The following is a 15426-nucleotide window of genomic DNA, read 5'->3' as shown; positions in this document are numbered from 1 at the left end:
GGAAGGAGTTGATGTTATTCTTTCAGTTTTTGATTTGAGAATGGTAAAAGTTAATTGACAAAAAGAAGGTTACCTGCCACCATCCCTCCCAACCTTTCCCTCTCTCATCCCACTTTTCCATATCTTAATGAAAGGCTACTTCGCTTTGGATTTTGATTTTAGCTAAAAGGGGGATACTGATGTTTTTTACCTTAAATTAGTCTTTTTGTTTACTCTTATCCTAAGTCACTTTCTACTAAAGCATCCAAAAATGATAGGCTACATCGGGGAGAAGAAGATTCAAAGGAAGCTAAAGAAACTAGATCCCAGTCAATATATTGCCCTGCACGATATCATGATCTCGACTTCAGAAGGGAAAACTAGTCAGATTGATCATATTGTTTTATCCCCGTACGGTATTTTTGTGATTGAAACGAAGAATTACCAAGGATGGATCTTTGGGAAGGATCAACAGCAGTATTGGACACAGACGATCTATAAAAGAAAGGAGAAACTTTTTAATCCGGTATGGCAAAACAAGGGTCACATTATAGCATTACAAGATCTCCTCTCTGATTTTCCTACGGTACCTTATCATTCGATCATCGTATTTGGCAATCAAGCCAATCTCAAGGTGGAATCGACCTCCCCCGTAATTTATGCCTCACAACTTATTTCAACCATCCAAAAATATCAGGACCAAACGCTACAAGACCAAACGATTCATGCCATCCACCAACGCATTTTGGGGTCGAACCAGACGGATAGAAAAAGAAGAAAAGAACATGTCAACTCGATCCACCAGAAAATGAAGGAGACAACGTTAAAGGTGGCCGAGCTTATTTGTCCCCGATGTGAAGGAGAATTAGTAGAAAGAAAGGGTAATTTCGGCGATTTCCACGGCTGTTCTAATTATCCCAGATGCCGGTATATCGTAAAAGAGAGAAAGGTAGTAGGAATGAATTCTTATAGAAGATAGAGTTTGAAGGGACATATGTCTTCCTCGAGGAATATTGGAGCACTGCATGCAATCGTGGGATCAGAGGAAGAACACCCGACATACGATATGGCTCGCATAAGAGCGCTAGGCGTTTGCTACGACATTCGCCATGCGCTGATGGGAAACCGAGAAATGGAATTTGTGGAGAATGGGTTGGATGATAGCTCTGCGGCGAGGGAGCAGGATAATTGAGGATTCAGATGATTTAGATTGATGTCTAGATCTATTTTCCGTATAGTTAACATTAGGCAGGATAGGGATAAAAAAGGAGACAGTCACTCATGATTACGTTAGAAATGCTGCATGGACAAGACATACAACGCTATATTGAACAGCTCGCTTTGTTTCGGGTAAAGGATTTCAGAGAGTTTCCATACCTGTACGTGGGAGACCTTGAGCGCGAAAAAGGTTATATTCAACATTATACGAAAAACGAAAAAGCCTTACTGGTTGTTGCAAAAGAGGATGACCAAGTCATTGGAATTTCTTCCGGTATTCCCTTAGAGAAATTCTTGGGTGAAGCCATTACCGAGCAACTCGCAAGCATCGGTTTGGATTCTAACGATTTTTATTATTTTGGCGAGACGATTCTATTGCCGGAATATCGGAAAAAAGGCGTAGGCCGAGACATTTATAAAATGAGGGAAGAATACGCGCGGAGTATAGGATATTCCGAGGTTTGCTTCATGGCCGTGGTCAGGGAAGAGGATCATCCGCTTAGACCCATGGATTACAAGTCCCCAGAAGACTTCTGGCTTCATATGGGGTATGAAAAATTGGACATCACGGCCGATTTTGCCTATCCAACCGTCCAAGCCAACGGACAAGTGGAAAAAGCCAACAATAAGATGGTATTTTGGAAAAAGCATGTAGGATAGCAGGTTGAGACCTTCCGAATTTGGGAGGGCTTGTTCCATAGAAACGGATTGAAGGGATGAAATGAGCTGTGGCGGGTCTGGCTATTGGTAATCATTACCGGTTGGTGAGCGAAAGTGCGGTATTCGTGAGAATCAGGACTCGACAACAAGATTCGCACCTCTTTAAGTGAAATGGCTACCGGATTGTAAGTAAACTCCTTAAATTCGTGATCAAAAGTAACTTCTAATTTGGAATCATTCCAGTAACATGAGTATCTTGGCACAATATGTGAGCAACGGACCTAATTTTGTGAGGATATGAAAAAATTCGTGAGCATCCACTCTAACTCTGTGAGACTCAGCATGGCTCGGCTTATTATCCTGCCACTAATTGGATGGATAATGAAAAAATAAGCACTTTTTAGTAAAGATCAGCCCTATGCGGTTCAAGGAACCCATGTAATCAAGAGCTCAATAAAAAAAATCGATCCCAAATGAACCGATTTTATAAAAAGTAAATGTAATTGGAACAGGGTCAAGCGGTATTTAGTCGATCACATTTATTGCGAAAGTTGCCTATAATGACCTTCTCACGAACGAAGAAGGAAATAAACTCGTTTCGGATTTTGTACGCTCCAAAATTCGGGAGATTGTGAAGGATCCCGAAACAGCCGATAAGCTGATGCCTGACCATTATTATGGTACTAGGCGAGCGATTATTGATACGGACTACTTTGAAACGTATAACTGTGATAATGTCAGTTTAGTAGATGAAAAGAAAGCGCCGATTGTGTCTTTAAAGGAAAAGTGGAAAAATGGGGCGGCGAACCGAACCTGTCTTGGATTAGCGTCAGTAGGATTCCCGAACCTATTTATGAGTACGGGACATGAAAGTCCTTCCGTACTAGGAAATATGCCGGCTGCGGATGCAAGGGATGAAAGCCGTGGAACAATCAGCAGCTGCTTTAAAACGTGCATTAGGTAGGTAAAAAGAATAGGAATGCAAGAAAGGACACTTCCCATGATGTGTCCTTTTCTTGTTTTATTATTTTAATCTTTGCCTTCTCATCCATTGAGAAGCCGCCCATTTTTCCCCCGTGATCACTGGTGCGCTGCCGTGTAAAGTTCGTTCATTTAAAGTAGGGTCATGATAGAAGTACTCAAAATATACTGCCATCCCTTTTTGCGGATAAACCGAAAAGTTCAGCTTGGGGAAAAAGGTCTCGCCGCCGTCGAGGGGATCGTTCAGATACATTACCAGCGTGCTAATTCGGGGGTTGCTGACGGATTTATTAGAGAAAAAATCAAAATGAGCCTTATACTCTTGTCCGATTTTATAATTCAAGATGTGAAGACCTTCACCATGTTCTATTGGTATATTCATAATCTGAGACATCCTTCTTTCGACTCTAGCAACAAGTTCGTTTTCGTCTCCTTCTAAAAACAGACCGCTACTTGTTCTTAAATCATTCACCTCACGGACAGCCCCAATTCTTGAACGCTCCATTTTGTGTCTTGACAACTCGATGAGAGCATCGCATTCTTCCTCACTTAATACATTACCTAAAATAACAATAAGGGGTTCTTCTAGCTTGGCTATAATGTTAATTTGTCTATCCTCTGTTTGAATTTTATTTCCACTATGATTAAAAATAGTAGGTTCCCTTGTTGTTATGTTATTGCTGGTTAGATCATGAATCGTTAACTCATTTATTGTCGACTCATTCAGTGACATCTCTCATCTGCTCCTTGAAAAAGGTTGATTATCTTCGACTCGATATATTTTACTATTATGAAAATTAAAAAATAAATAGACCTATTTGAGAAAATATCATACTATCGTTGGCTTGCGGTACGCGTCTCGGGAGCTCATCTGATATAATATCTTCATAGATTGGACCGGGTAGAAGAATGGAGTGATAAACATGTCAAAGCTGCCGATCGTAGAGGTTCTGCCGGAATTGAAAAAAGTGCTTCATTCTGGTGTTAACGCCGTCCTTATTGCAGCACCGGGAGCGGGGAAAACGACGCAGGTTCCGCTGGCACTTCTGGAAGAACCGTGGCTGCAGGGAAGGCGGATTCTGATGCTGGAACCGCGCCGTCTGGCGGCTAGATCCGCTGCTACTTATATGGCAATGCTGCTTGGGGAACAAGTAGGAGAAACGGTAGGGTATCGAGTCAGGCTGGACACCCGGGTTAGTGCCAGGACCAGGATTGAAGTTATTACTGAAGGCGTTCTGACTCGGATGCTGCAGGCAGACCCGGCTTTAGAGGAGGTCGGAGCGGTAATTTTTGACGAATATCACGAGCGAAGCTTGCAAGCGGATCTGGGTCTGGCGTTCTGTCTGCAATCCCAGGCGGTACTGCGCGAAGATCTGAGGATCCTTGTGATGTCGGCAACACTGGAAGCCGAACCTGTGGCCAAGCTGCTAAAGGATGCGCCGGTCATCATCAGCGAAGGCCGTAGCTTCCCGGTTAACACGCATTTTCTGGATCGTAGAATTAAAGGTCCGCTGGAGCCAGTAGTGGCACAAAAAATTGGAGAAGCTCTGGAAAGTTGCCAAGGGGATATTCTTGTTTTTTTACCAGGAGCAGGGGAAATCCGAAGAGTGGAAGCCCGCTTGAGGGAGCAGGAGTGGGGAAAAAACATTCGGATTGCACCGTTATATGGAAATCTGCCTCAGAAAGAGCAGGATGAAGCGATTGCTCCTAGTCGCAGGGGGGAGCGAAAGGTGGTTCTGGCTACCTCGATTGCGGAGACCAGCCTAACGGTGGAAGGTGTAGAAGTTGTCATCGATAGCGGCTTGATCCGTGTCCCGAGGTTTTACCCGCGTACCGGTATGACGAGGCTGGAGACGATACAAGTCACACGATCATCGGCAGATCAGCGGAGAGGGAGAGCCGGACGGTTGGGACCGGGGACCTGCTACCGCCTCTGGACGGAAGAGGAGGACAGGCAGCTTGCGTTTTCTGCCAACCCCGAGATTTTGCAGTCTGATCTGTCACAACTGGCGCTTGAATTAGCAGCCTGGGGAGTTTATGACCCTGCGGAGCTGGCCTGGATGAATCCGCCTCCCCAAGCCGCTTTGTCAAAAGCCCGCGAATTACTGATGCATCTTGGTGCATTGGAGGAGGACGGAAGGTTGACCGCCCATGGAAGGTCCTTAGCGGAGTCTGGTCTTCATCCGCGGTTGGCTCATATGATTCTAAAGGCTATACCCGTAGGACTAGGAGGTTTGGCTTGCGAGGTCGCCGGGCTTCTGAACGAGCGTGATCTTTTGCGAGGCGTCTCGGATGCGGACTTTCGTTTAAGGCTAGAAGCGCTACATGAAGCGAGAAGGGCTCTTCGGGTGGGAAAGGGAGAGCCGGGAGATCTGACGATGGCTAAACGGATCCTGGGGGAAGTCGATACCTGGAAGCGGTATTTTGGGATCCATGAGGGTGGAGAACAATCTGCGGAAGCATGCGGAGTTCTTCTTGCTTTCGCCTATCCCGACCGTATTGCCCAGCAAAGGGGGGCAGGAAGCTACCTTCTTCGCAACGGCAGGGGAGCCGTATTGTTGCAAGCGCAGAAGCTTTCGAACAGCCCCTTCCTCGCGGCAGCGGAACTCGATGACCAAGGAACAGACAGCCGCATCTTGTTGGCTTCACCCGTGTCGTTGGATGATCTTAGGTTATATTTTGGGGACGAAATTCAGAAAGAATCGCTTGTATACTGGGATCGGGGGGTTCAGGCCGTACGCGCCCGAAGTCGGGAGAGACTGGGTGCGCTTATTCTGAAGGAGATTCCGCTTGTCCATCCGGATCCGGAGGAGTGTTTATCGGCTATCCTGGAGGGGATAGGCAAGGAGGGCTTAAACCTGCTGCCTTGGACAAAAAACGCGCGCCAGCTTCAAGATCGGCTGATGTTCATGCATCAGCATGTTCCGGGGTGGCCGGATCTGTCGGATGCTGCCCTACTGGCCACGCTTCGGGATTGGCTCGGCCCTCATCTTTACGGGATGAAGAACGCGAATGATCTAAAAGACCTGAGCCTCGTAAGCTTATTGGAAGGTATGTTCCCGTGGGATCAGCGCCGTGAATTGGATGAATGTGCTCCGTCACATCTTACTGTTCCCAGCGGTTCCAAGATCCCTGTGGATTACAGTGACCCCACTTCCCCGGTATTGGCTGTCAGGCTGCAGGAAATGTTCGGTCAAGAGGAAACCCCTCGAATTGCGCGCGGCAAAGTACCGCTTACGTTACATCTGCTATCGCCTGCTCGCCGCCCAGTCCAAATAACCCGAGACCTAGGCAGCTTTTGGCAAACCACCTACTTCGAGATCAAAAAGGACCTGAAAGGACGCTATCCTAAGCACTATTGGCCCGATGATCCGACGAAGGCGGTAGCGACAAACCGGACGCGTCCGGGATGAAGATATCGCCGTTCGGATTATTTTTAAAGAGCAAAAGTTCAGGTTTCGTAAGAATCTGGCTGCCTCAACCAAAATCGCACCGACTTAATTGAAATGACTATAGGATCGTGAGCACAAGGTTTGAATTCGTGACCAAACAGATCCTTAAATCTGGAATCATTCCAGCTACGTGAGTATTGAGGCATAATTTGTGAGCATCCGGGCTAACTTTGTGAGTATATGAAAATTTTCGTGATCATCCACCCAAACTTCGAGAGTATTAGCACGGCGCGTCTTATCATAGGTCTCTTATTTTGGGAGATGGTGAAAAAATAAGCATTTATAGCAAAGAGAACACCCCGAATTGGGATATAAAGATCCGAATGACCATGAGCCGAGCAAAAATGGACCCTAAACCATCCGATGTCCCAAAAAAGTAAAAGACCCATTCGCTCATTTTCTTGTTATCGAACGGTTGCCAGTATATGATGCAAACATTTGTTGTTTTCGTTATTGCCATTCTTCATTATGAACAAACAGAAATAGACCACCCAGTGAGCTGACGACTCTGTGGTCTTCTTCTTACTTCCTGAGGCGATCCCTTCATGGAAACGTCTATTGTGACCGGTAGTGTTCGTGCACTGTCGGTCTCTTTTTACTTTGGAGATAGAGAAACCCAGAGGAAAGCAGGATTTGCCATTGATCCGCTAGTGAAAGGGCATGACAGCTACAAACTGTAGTTAGAGAAGCAGGGTTATCAACAACGACTGATTCAAAAGTCATAATCCATATAGGGCAACCGCCATGCGACAAAAAAGGGATTGACCTTCACGCATACGTAAAGGTGTAAAGTGAAGGTGTGGAGGTGAAAGGATGGAATACACCGTACAGAAGCTGAGTCAGTTGGCAGGAATTAGTGCCAGAACACTTCGGTATTATGATGAGATTGAGATTCTTAAGCCGGCAAGAATAAACACATCAGGATATCGGATTTATGGTCAGGAGGAAGTGGATCGCTTGCAGCAGATCATGTTTTATAAAGAATTAGGCGTTAGTCTTGATAGGATAAAAGAAATAATTAACTCCCCTTCTTATGACGAAGCTCAGGCACTAAGGGAACACCATCAACAGCTCCTCGACAAAAGAAAGCAGTTAGATGTATTGATTGCCAATGTGGAAAAAACAATGGCTTCTATGGAAGGGAGAATAATCATGAAGGATGAAGAGAAGTTTGAAGGATTTAAGCAGCAGTTGATTGATGACAACGAGAGGAAGTACGGGAAAGAAATACGTGCGAAATATGGTGAGGATGTCGTTAAGCAATCTACTGATAAATTGAAGAACATGACGAAAGAAGAGTATGAAGAAGTGAACCGTCTAGCGGTTGATATCGTATCGACACTTGCTGAAGCTTTTGCCCATGGCGATCCAGCCAGCAACCTTGCACAAAAAACAGCGGAGTTGCATAAGAAGTGGCTAACGCATTACTGGAGTGAATACAGTAAGGAAGCGCATGCGCATCTTGCTCAAATGTATGTAGATGATGAACGGTTTAAGGCTTACTATGAGAAGCAAGCCGGTATGACAGAATTTTTAAGGGACGCGATCTACATTTATACCGGTATATCAAAGTAGTCAAGGATACATGTGGATGAATCGACGGGGAGGGGCGGATGTTTTCGCTCCTCTTTGCGTTTTACAAATAACGGGATGGATATGAGAAACTAACGTTGGAAGACTTGAATTAGAAAAAAGGGGTATGAAGTACCTATTGTTGTTATATAAGTGATATACTGTTGAAAATGCCATCTAAAGCGAGGAGAGGGGATAAGAGTGTGGTTCCAAGCCTTTAGTAATCAGCACGAAGAAACTATAATACAAGCATGGCTATCAAAAATAGAAGATAATTTCCCTGGAGTGTATAATCTTCAGGATTTATACCAGAATGGAAAAAAAAACATAAGGTTATTAGTAGATATACATATACCTTTAAAAGAACATCCTCTATTCGAAATCGTCCCTATCATGTGTAAATATCATGCGCAACGAGGTACTCCTGTCGAGCATGTGCTTCACAGTAGCCATATGTGGAGAGAAGCACTATTAGAAACCATTTGGTCCTATCACAATGACAAGATGATCTCTCAAGATGAGGCATGGAGAATCACCCCGATTATGCACAAAAGAATTGATGAAGTTCAAAGGATTATCTCCAGGTTGTACTGGGATTATGCTCAACAAGTGATTCACCAAAAGCAAAAGAAGATTGAGGAGTTGCATAATGACCGCTTGAGTCTGTTAGGCAAAATGGCAGCATCCATGGCTCATGAGATTAAGAATCCTCTTTTTGCTATTGAAGGATTTCTCAAATTGATAAAGAATGATTTGACTTGTTTATCTTGTAGTTCTCATTCCAAAATGCGTACTTATATTGATGTGATAGAAAGAGAATTTGAAGGATTGTATGGGCAAATTACATCGTTTCTAAGTTTCTCCAAAAATAGCGGAACCGAAGAACCTTATATAGAATGTTCTATGAGGGATCTCATGGAACAAGTGTTGAGGCTCATACAACCGCGGGCTGTGAATGAAAATGTTGAAGTTGTGCGAATTAATGAAAGTGATTCGAAGATTATTGTTCAAAAAGTTGCGATTCAGCAGGTATTATCTAATGTAATCAATAATAGCATGGATGCTCTGAGTACCGTAGATCACCAGAAAAAAATTATCGTTCGAAGCTGGGAAGATCTCGACAAGTTTTACATAAGTGTTTCTGATAATGGACCTGGCATACCTGAAGAACTGAAAGAATCCATTTTTGAACCTTTCGTAACCAGTAAGAAAAACGGAACAGGACTTGGATTAGCAATCTGTAAACAAATTATGGAGAAAAATATAGGGGATTTAGATTTTACTTCCTGTAACGGGGAAACCGTATTTACACTATCTTTTGTTAAAAATTGTGGACTTTCCGCATCTAATAAGGAATTGGCCTGAATTTTCGTTTGTAGATAACGAGGGCTTTTAATAGTGGTAGAAAGTCCATCTATTCAAAAAAATGGGAGATAAAAAGGAAAAATAAGTGGAAAATTGACAACTAAAACCACGAATATAGCCTATAAAATAGGATTCTAAAGTTAATAGCTGGCTTATTTCCATCTATAAGAAGAAATTTTCTTCCTTTTTAATGAATAGGTGGAGTGTTTCCATTTATCCATCTTTGTTTTTATTAGGTGTCTACCACCAGTTAACTTTTTTGATGTTTGTCTTTTAAAATACCCCGGAAGGGGTATTTTCTACGCTATCGAGGACCAAAAGTTAGGAGCCAGTTATATGGGGCTCCTGTTCTGCTGTTTACTTCCATCGTCTTACCGGTGATTCTGGATTCCTCGGCCAGAGCCGCCAGCTGATGACTCATAAAGATGTTCTCGAAGTCCTGCAACTCGGTACGCGCTTGTTCTCTTACTTGCTTGACGAAGGCCTGAATTAAGCCAAAGTCCCCGCCCGCATGCAGTCCAAACGATGCAGGGTTAACGCCTATGCGTTCTGTTAGTTCTCCAAATCTAGTGACATGAATCTCGTTTTTTTCCATCTCTCCTGATATTTCCCCTTCAGATCCTAAGATCCGTATCATTCGGGTTAAGTTCTTCGTGAAGGCGCTCATGGTCAATGTAGCCGTGGCTCCTTTTTCAAATTGAAAGAGAACGGTTTGATGATCCACAACATCATTGTCACATCGGTACACACATCGCCCGTAGGGACCTTCCTTCAATGCCTTCCGTCTTCCTTCTAAAGACAAGTCTTGAGTGATCGTTGAAACGGGCCACCCTATGTTTTCTCCCAGGTACAGGCTTTTTGCTGAATAGGGACAGCTTTCCTCTATTTGGCACCCGCTTAAGCAGTGCTCAGTGGATCCTGGGGGGGCCTTATCCTGCTTGAAATGAACGAGGCTGCCAAAGGAGGAGATCTGGGTACAGCGCTGATTGATTAGATGCAGGAGTATATCAAAGTCATGACAGCATTTTGCCAGGATCATAGGGCTTGCCAAATCGCTGCGTCTCCAATTTCCACGGACAAAGCTATGAGCAAAATGCCAATAAGCTACATTCACATCTAATGAAATATGGCGAATATCCCCAATGATATTATCGTTCAGCAATTGCTTTATTTTCTGAATAAAAGGTGTAAACCGCAGCACATAACCAAGCATAAGCTGCTGAGTTGTTTCTAATGCGGTATCGATCAAGTTCAGGCATTCGTCTACGTTCGGGCTCATCGGCTTTTCGACTAGAACCGCGTACCCTTGACGCAAGGCTTGAATGGTTGGACCGTAATGCATTTGATCTTGAGTGGTTACCAGCACCGCATCACAAAACTTCGGTTGGGCCAAGAGGTCTTCCCAGCTACTAAAAACTTTGTCATCGGCTAAATCATAGTTTTGGACAAAGGATTCTCTTCTTACGGGATTAGGCTCAGCGACAGCAACCACTTCCATCTCATGTGGGGAGTGCAATGCATAACGGCTATAGGTATTTCCTCGATCACCGGCACCTATGATCGCAACCTGTACTGGCATGTTTTCCCCTCCTTACCTGGTAGGTTTATAACTAATTATTATAACGCATATAGATATATATTATTACAATGAGCCAGTTTATTCAACGATACTCGCCCAGAAAATACTAGGTTGGATAATTAAGGTACAACTTTAAAGTATTCTTAGATTCAACAGGACGGGAGGAGTTTGTTTCTCACGCAGGGTAGGCCGACCAAAAACGTATGTACAACATTTAATGGCTCAAAACGCATCCGAGTTAATCGACATCCTCGAACGTGGAGGAAAGCTTTATGTTTGTGGAGATGGCAGCAAGATGGCGCCTGATGTGGAGAAGGAATTGACGAAAGGGTATCAATGTGTACGTGAAGTTGGAGAACAGGAAGCTGAAAAATGGTTGGAACGTCTTGAGGCGAATGGAAATTATGTGAAAGATGTGTGGTCGGGAATTTAAGAGGAAAAGCCCTCCATGAACTGGAGGGCTCTACTATTGAAACTATTTAAATTGGCACTATCTAATAAAAGGAGTAATAGATTTTGCTAATTCGACTAGGGCAAGAAATGGTGCTGCAACGGCAAGTGCTAGACCTTTCTTGGCGTAAGCGCAAGTAAGAATCTAGGGGTGATGAAAAGTGACTAATGGCAATAACGAACAACAGTTTCTAAGTTCGGTGGGATATTCCCGCCAATTTCCATACTTCTGGCCATACTATCCATATCCTTTCGGCTATTATGTTCCCCCGTTTTATAATCCAATAGCGCAAAACCCATTACAACAGCAAGCCCCATATCAATCATGGACTCAAACGTATCAACCGCCAATTCCTTTTACGCTTGGAACACCAGCTCCCATACCAATTCCGCAGACACCTCATATGGTAATCCCCCATACCCCGTTCCCTCATATTAGAATTCGAAAATAAGGTTTTCTCATGTTCGAAATGTCAAATGGATGTGTTCACAGTCTTCCTTCCTAGGATCAGGAGGTATAAACATAGGAAATGGTATGAGTACGAATGGCTTTTTTTCCTTAACGAATATGAATGCCACACTCGTAGACCACGAAACATCACACAATTTATGAATGGTTAAATCTTGTTTCATTACTTATTGTATTCGACGACCTTCTCAAAGATATTATCCGACTTATTATTTTTAGGGACTTGGGATGCTTGTTGATTTAAGATCATGTACAGTTCTTGCTTCGTAATCGGTTGGGCATGGGGCATGAGTTCATACCCAAAATCACCATTGGATTCTACCGTTCCGACTTTAACGTCAGAGATGTAGGCGATTCCTTTTCGTCTTAAGCGCATTTCCAATTGCTCGTTTGTAATTCTAAGCTTTTTCAGGTTTTCTGGTATAATTTCTCCATTATGAATCACGAGTGTGGCTTGGCCAATAAAATACTGTTCAAACTTTCGGAACCTCAACTGAAGCTTTTGAACGATGATTAAAAATAAGATGTATACACTTAAAATGATTACAATCTGCCATAGTTTATTTTCTTTAATCACGTGTCCCATTGTTGTCCCAATGGCTAAGATAATGATGATTTCTAGATGAGTCATTTGAGCAATTGACTTTTTCCCAGCGATCCTTAACAAAAGCGTTCCAACGACTAAGAGTATTACCGAATCCAAAATATCATTGCTATTCATATGATTTAAAATCACCTATACATGAGTTATTTGTTATAGCTTTGACAAAACGAGCATAGATCAAACTTATGTTGGGCAAATTACACACTATGTTGGGGTATTATCATATGCGATTACGTGACCGTAAACGCTCTTTATTTAGCAAAGAAGGAAGGTCGAAATCAGACAAGAGTATTCGCGAATAACAAGCCGACAATCAAATGATGGTCGGCTTGTTCCTTTGTCTTTTTTGTATGCGGCAGGATTATTAAGGATTATTAGAGAGGAAATACAAAAACCAAACGGCATGATTCTGCTCGTCTGACGCTGCTCTTTTGAACCGTTCTTTTATATACTGGTCTTGAGTCTTATCGGCAATATCTAAATAGAAATCTACTGTTTCTTGTTCATCCTTAAAAGCTGCCCTAAGTCCTTCCTTATAAGTCTTGGGACAAGCCTCCGTTATTTGAGGGGTAGGCTGTCTCCCTGTAAGAGAAAAGTAAATACGAGAAAACTCTTGAAAATGACGAATCTCATCTTTTCGGATTTCTTGTATTTGACTTTTTTCTAAGGGATTACTTGCATTCCTGGCAATTTCAGCATAACAGTGAATGGCACTAAATTCTCCATTTATCGCCTTCATTACATCATGAATCAAACCTGTATCGGGTAATAAGCGATATCCTTGATATAAATGCAAAAGAAATTCCTCCCCAATGGTTGTATTTAGTCTATTTCTATTCACAAGATTCTCAAATGTAAATTGTCCGCATAATCCTATTTAGGTTGTTTGTTATCAAGTACCACTAGTTGCGAAGTGGAGCTTTTTGCGATCATCTTTGTATGGTGAACAAGGGTGATAATATCTTTGTAAGCATGTTTTGCCCCCATGACTAATAGCGGTACCCCAATGAAATCAACCCTTAACCAACGGGAAAACATCCCCCCAAAGGTCATAGGAAGGGGAACGGTAGGGGACGTATTGGACAAAATGATTTTTTCATGTAATAACTGTTCCTCATGAAGCGTTCGAATAAAATTTTCTATACCCGGAATTAGGATTTTAGATCGACCTCTACCTATTGTATAGACGGAATTCCCCTCTTCATCCACCCCATGAAAATAGAACTTCCCCCGATCCTTGTATCTAAGCTTATTAAAATGGTGTGCAGACAGTATTTCTTCTTTGGTAGGTTCCCTTGTTTCATCCAACTTTTTCAGGTGGTAAGAGGCAGCTAAAACCGTCGAGTGCGTTCCACCAAAATCATTATAAATAAAGATCACTATTTTATTCCTCCAGAGTATAGAAATACAATTCACCCTTATTTTGGTAAAAAAATCGGAAAGTATAACCATGCTGATGATAGGAATATTGGATAAGAAAGGAAGTTAGCTCGTGTTCTAAGCGGAAAATTGTCAGAGGATATGAAGGATCTCAAAGCACTGTTTAGTCAAACTCCTGACTTGATCATAAGGAATATTCGTCTCGCATTGACATCCGCCCAAAGGTTCAAATAGACAGTATTGGAATCATGCAGTAAACCTCCTCGGGTAGCAATATTGTGCTATCTTTACGCAAATTCAACTAGATGAAAACGCATTCTGATCTTTTAAAATAAAGATAAGACTTTAGCGTTCAACACCATAAGAGGAGGTTTTGTATGAGTCAACCACAGCAACATACGGGAGAAATTAAACCAAGGATGGAGAAAAATTTTAGCAGTATCTTTAAATTTTTCTTTTTTAGTTCCATCGGCATTTTCATGTTTTTTATTCCTATTTCCATCGGCGGCAAATCAACCATTCCCTTAGATCACCTTGTAACCGCTATCAGGGCTGCAGTACCCACCTTGGCTCCCATTTACGCGCTTTTTGTCATGCTGCTAGGTAGTATTTATCCATTTATCACCAAGACATGGAACAAGGGTGCCGTCAATACGGTGTTTACCGTGCTGAAGGCGTTGGGCTTTATCGTCGGACTGATGCTTTATTTTCACGTGGGTCCCGCCTGGTTGTTTGAAGCCGATTTAGGTCCTTTCCTTTTTGAAAAATTGGTGATCCCCGTTGGGATATTGGTTCCTGTTGGCTCTGCTTTCTTGGCTTTATTAGTCGGATATGGATTAATGGAATTCATTGGAGTATTCTGCAATCCCATCATGAGACCGTTGTGGAAAACACCTGGGAGATCCGCCATTGATGCTGTTGCTTCTTTTGTTGGAAGCTACTCGATTGGTTTATTGATTACGAACCGAGTATTTAAAGAAGGGAAATATACCGTTAAGGAAGCTTGCATTATTGCAACCGGATTTTCAACCGTTTCAGCCACCTTTATGATTATCGTGGCGAAGACCTTGGATATTATGGATCTATGGAATTTATATTTCTGGACGACATTAGTCATTACGTTTATCGTCACAGCCATCACCGTCCGAATTCGACCTCTAAGCCGAAAGAGTGAGGATTACTTTACAGAAACAGGGGACCCGGATCCGGAAACGAAAGGTCCTTTATTACAGACGGCTTGGGAAGAAGGGATGAAGGCAGCTCAGCATGCACCTGGATTAGGACCCAACATCCTGAGAAATTTAAAAGACGGCTTTGTCATGACGATGGGAATTCTGCCTTCCATTATGTCCGTTGGACTAATCGGCCTTGTCTTGGCAAAATTTACGCCTGTGTTTGATTGGTTAGGCTATATCTTTTATCCCTTTACTTGGATTCTACAAGTACCCGAACCCTTATTAGCGGCTAAAGCATTGTCCGTTGGCATTGCCGAAATGTTTCTTCCGGCCCTGTTGGTAGCGAGTGCCCCGTTAGCGACGAAATTTATCATTGCCGTTGTATCGGTATCATCTATTTTATTCTTTTCTGCTTCGATCCCTTGTATTTTGTCAACGGAAATTCCGATTTCGATACCGGAACTGATTGTCATCTATATTCAGAGGGTGATCTTGACCTTGATCCTTGTTACCCCCATTGCCATGTTTATACTATAATTTGA

Annotated in this window: 15 protein-coding genes and 1 pseudogene; 10 read left to right on the top strand and 6 right to left on the bottom strand. The window is 42.9% G+C overall.

All coding sequences use genetic code 11. The features are described 5' to 3' along the window. Positions 1-205 precede the first annotated feature (205 nt). From EIZ58_RS22610 to EIZ58_RS22595, 4 genes are all read left to right on the top strand, one after another. Positions 206-958, top strand: coding sequence for an NERD domain-containing protein (locus EIZ58_RS22610; protein WP_167577890.1), 753 nt, complete (start codon positions 206-208; stop codon positions 956-958). 3 nt (positions 959-961) lie between these two features. After that, on the top strand, positions 962-1171 hold the full coding sequence (locus tag EIZ58_RS22605; RefSeq protein ID WP_167577856.1) for a DUF6904 family protein: 210 nt from the start codon (positions 962-964) through the stop codon (positions 1169-1171). Between the two features lie 89 nt (positions 1172-1260). Beyond that, positions 1261-1857 carry a GNAT family N-acetyltransferase gene (locus EIZ58_RS22600; RefSeq protein ID WP_134703180.1) on the top strand — a complete coding sequence of 199 codons (597 nt, stop codon included), beginning with the start codon at positions 1261-1263 and terminating at the stop codon, positions 1855-1857. 631 nt (positions 1858-2488) lie between these two features. Further along, positions 2489-2821 carry an NAD(P)/FAD-dependent oxidoreductase gene (locus EIZ58_RS22595; RefSeq protein ID WP_134703179.1) on the top strand — a complete coding sequence of 111 codons (333 nt, stop codon included), beginning with the start codon at positions 2489-2491 and terminating at the stop codon, positions 2819-2821. Between the two features lie 60 nt (positions 2822-2881). Here EIZ58_RS22595 and EIZ58_RS22590 read toward each other — a convergent pair whose 3' ends face one another. Beyond that, a complete protein-coding gene (locus tag EIZ58_RS22590) occupies positions 2882-3571 on the bottom strand; it encodes a 2OG-Fe(II) oxygenase (RefSeq protein WP_134703178.1) in 690 nt (229 codons plus the stop codon). Positions 3572-3761: 190 nt separating this feature from the next. On the opposite strand from EIZ58_RS22590, the gene hrpB reads away from it, so the two are divergent. The 4 genes from hrpB to EIZ58_RS22575 all read left to right on the top strand — a co-directional run bounded on the left by hrpB (position 3762) and on the right by EIZ58_RS22575 (position 9227). Next, positions 3762-6251: an ATP-dependent helicase HrpB gene (hrpB, locus tag EIZ58_RS22585; RefSeq protein WP_134703177.1), complete on the top strand. Its 2490-nt coding sequence runs from the start codon at positions 3762-3764 to the stop codon at positions 6249-6251. Positions 6252-6835: 584 nt separating this feature from the next. Beyond that, complete coding sequence (locus tag EIZ58_RS34920; RefSeq protein ID WP_255438373.1) at positions 6836-6970, top strand: hypothetical protein; 135 nt, start codon at positions 6836-6838, stop codon at positions 6968-6970. 133 nt (positions 6971-7103) lie between these two features. Beyond that, positions 7104-7865: a MerR family transcriptional regulator gene (locus EIZ58_RS22580; RefSeq protein ID WP_134703176.1), complete on the top strand. Its 762-nt coding sequence runs from the start codon at positions 7104-7106 to the stop codon at positions 7863-7865. A gap of 198 nt (positions 7866-8063) precedes the next feature. Next, a complete protein-coding gene (locus tag EIZ58_RS22575) occupies positions 8064-9227 on the top strand; it encodes a sensor histidine kinase (protein ID WP_134703175.1) in 1164 nt (387 codons plus the stop codon). A 304-nt stretch (positions 9228-9531) separates the two neighbouring features. Here the strand turns inward: EIZ58_RS22575 and EIZ58_RS22570 are convergent, their stop codons facing one another. Next, a complete protein-coding gene (locus EIZ58_RS22570) occupies positions 9532-10806 on the bottom strand; it encodes a Gfo/Idh/MocA family protein (RefSeq protein ID WP_134703174.1) in 1275 nt (424 codons plus the stop codon). Between the two features lie 172 nt (positions 10807-10978). Here EIZ58_RS22570 and EIZ58_RS22565 point away from each other — a divergent pair. Then, positions 10979-11239: pseudogene (locus EIZ58_RS22565) on the top strand (hypothetical protein); the annotation flags it as partial. A gap of 182 nt (positions 11240-11421) precedes the next feature. Here EIZ58_RS22565 and EIZ58_RS22560 read toward each other — a convergent pair. The 4 genes from EIZ58_RS22560 to EIZ58_RS22545 form a co-directional block, all read right to left on the bottom strand. Continuing rightward, the gene (locus EIZ58_RS22560; protein ID WP_134703173.1) at positions 11422-11607 is read right to left on the bottom strand and encodes a hypothetical protein; all 186 of its coding nucleotides are present in this window, start codon (positions 11605-11607) and stop codon (positions 11422-11424) included. 281 nt (positions 11608-11888) lie between these two features. Then, a complete protein-coding gene (locus tag EIZ58_RS22555; protein ID WP_134703172.1) occupies positions 11889-12446 on the bottom strand; it encodes a DUF421 domain-containing protein in 558 nt (185 codons plus the stop codon). A gap of 247 nt (positions 12447-12693) precedes the next feature. Further along, positions 12694-13068 carry a ferritin-like domain-containing protein gene (locus tag EIZ58_RS22550; protein ID WP_134703630.1) on the bottom strand — a complete coding sequence of 125 codons (375 nt, stop codon included), beginning with the start codon at positions 13066-13068 and terminating at the stop codon, positions 12694-12696. 134 nt (positions 13069-13202) lie between these two features. Further along, positions 13203-13709 (bottom strand): DUF3189 family protein, encoded by a 507-nt coding sequence (locus tag EIZ58_RS22545; protein WP_134703171.1) that lies wholly within the window; start codon positions 13707-13709, stop codon positions 13203-13205. Between the two features lie 377 nt (positions 13710-14086). Here EIZ58_RS22545 and EIZ58_RS22540 point away from each other — a divergent pair, with 377 nt between their 5' ends. Further along, on the top strand, positions 14087-15421 hold the full coding sequence (locus EIZ58_RS22540; protein ID WP_134703170.1) for a YjiH family protein: 1335 nt from the start codon (positions 14087-14089) through the stop codon (positions 15419-15421). Positions 15422-15426: the final 5 nt, after the last annotated feature.

The sequence above is a fragment of the Ammoniphilus sp. YIM 78166 genome (assembly GCF_004522215.1).
Lineage (GTDB): Bacteria > Bacillota > Bacilli > Aneurinibacillales > RAOX-1 > YIM-78166.
The sequence above is the reverse complement of the archived record's forward strand: the minus strand, read 5'-3'. Positions and strand labels throughout refer to the sequence as shown.